Here is a 1,715-nt window from a genome sequence, read left to right as displayed (position 1 = left end):
CGCCCCGCTGACGGAGAACAAGGCACTGACCGCCGCGGCCCGCACCCACAGCGCGTGGATGGCGCAGACCGGCACCTTCTCCCACACCGGCAACGCCGGTTCGAATTTCACCGCCCGGGTCAAGGCCGCCGGGTACGCGAAGCCGTCGGCGGAGAACATCGCCTACGGCTACCGCACCGCCGACGCGGTGGTGCAGGGCTGGATGAACAGCACCGGCCACCGCACCAACATCCTCAACTGCAAATCTAAGACCATCGGCGTCGGCGTCGTCTTTTCCGCCAGCGGCACCCCGTACTACACCCAGGACTTCGGCTTCTGAAGCCGTGAAACGTGACGCCCCAGCCGATCCCCCTGCGGCTGGGGCCTCAACGCTTTCTCATTCGTTGGTGGTGGTTTCGCGAGTTTCCGGTTCGTCACCAGGGGCCGGGATCGGGTCCTGCTCGCGATCCGGGAAGTGCTGGGAGATCAGCTTCCAGGGCTCCAGTCTCCAGAGCCCGACGCCGGCCGCCATCACGGCGGCGCTCGCGGCGACGCCGATCGCCACGCCCTTCCGCAGGCCGGCGGCCTCACCGAGGGACCGGCCGATGTCCTCGCCGAGGGCAAGACCTTCGCCCATGCCGGCGTAGCGTCCGGCGCCCCATGCCGCGTTGCCCATGTGTTGTTCCTCCCCACATCGCCCGGACGAATCCTAGCCATGTCGTACCACCGGAGAGCCCGGTGTAGCCCGTCGGTGTGGCCGGAGGGCGCCGTGCCGGCGGCCGCATCGATCTCCACGATCTGCCTCGGGATGATCGCGATGCGCGACGCCTCACGTGGTTGACCGGCTCCGATTCCGGTGATCCTGGTGTGCAGCGGACGGTGGCCGGCCAGCGTTCCTGCAATGCCGCTCAGCTCAAGTTGATCAATGCCGCGACCGTTGACCATGAGTTCCCCTTTTGCCGGGGCGACTCTTCAGCAGTTGACGGGGGCGTATCAGTGCAGCTCAGCGACCTGCCGCAGCGCGGATTCAGGTTCAATATCAACTTAAGCCGGGTGGCGCGGCGCGGTCGACGGCTGCCGATCACCGGCCGTCGTCCGTGGTTGTTTCCGGCTTTCGGATGGACCGCAGTCGACGGCCGAGTTGGTCGAGCCGTCGGCTATGGCTGTTTAGGAGGGTGGGAATCGGCCGCCGGCGACGGTTCGGCCACTCCAGCCGTCGTCCGTGGTCGTTTTCGGCTCTCGGATGGACCGTGACCGACGGCCGGACTGCCATTGGACACGCACGTTTCGTCCTCGGTGTCCGCGTGGTGACTTCGGGCGGGCGGCGCGGCCGTAATCACCACGGTCCACGGCGGGTGTGGTGACAGTGGGGCGGGCAGCGCGGCTGAAGTCACCATGCGGACGGGCTTCGCACCCGGACCGCGGAACGTGTCTCGAGCTGTTCTGATTTCGGCGACGGTCCCTGGGGGCCGCGAGTGGCTGGACTGCGCCGACACGCGAGGCGACCGGAGATGGCGTTCGGCAGATGTGATGGCAGCACAGCACGGTCCATGGTCGCTCTCATGATCAACTTAAACCGAGTGGCATTGAGTGTTTCTGGGCGAGCGACGCCGGGCCGCCCGGCGGCGAATCAAACGGCCGTCGGCTCCTGGGCGGGTGGCAACCGGATGGTGACGGGAGGGCACCGGGCCGGGAATCGAGTGGGCGGCGGGGTGGCCGATGAGTACGGTACGCCC

The 1,715-nt window shown here is 67.7% G+C and carries 2 protein-coding genes; one reads left to right on the top strand and one right to left on the bottom strand.

Annotated features, from left to right (window positions below):
* The first annotated feature begins 7 nt into the window (after positions 1-7).
* Positions 8-319, top strand: a complete 312-nt coding sequence (locus tag WH85_RS46000; protein WP_083449784.1) for a CAP domain-containing protein — start codon at positions 8-10, stop codon at positions 317-319.
* Positions 320-376: 57 nt separating this feature from the next.
* Here WH85_RS46000 and WH85_RS45995 read toward each other — a convergent pair whose 3' ends face one another.
* Positions 377-655: a hypothetical protein gene (locus WH85_RS45995; protein WP_045748550.1), complete on the bottom strand. Its 279-nt coding sequence runs from the start codon at positions 653-655 to the stop codon at positions 377-379.
* Positions 656-1,715: the final 1,060 nt, after the last annotated feature.

The organism is Actinoplanes rectilineatus, assembly GCF_000962825.1.
GTDB lineage: Bacteria > Actinomycetota > Actinomycetes > Mycobacteriales > Micromonosporaceae > Actinoplanes > Actinoplanes rectilineatus.
The sequence above is the reverse complement of the archived record's forward strand: the minus strand, read 5'-3'. Positions and strand labels throughout refer to the sequence as shown.

Coding starts and splice junctions, on each gene's coding strand:
- WH85_RS45995 (WP_045748550.1), bottom strand. CDS start 655: ATGGGCAACGCGGCATGGGGCGCCGGACGCTACGCCGGCATGGGCGAA.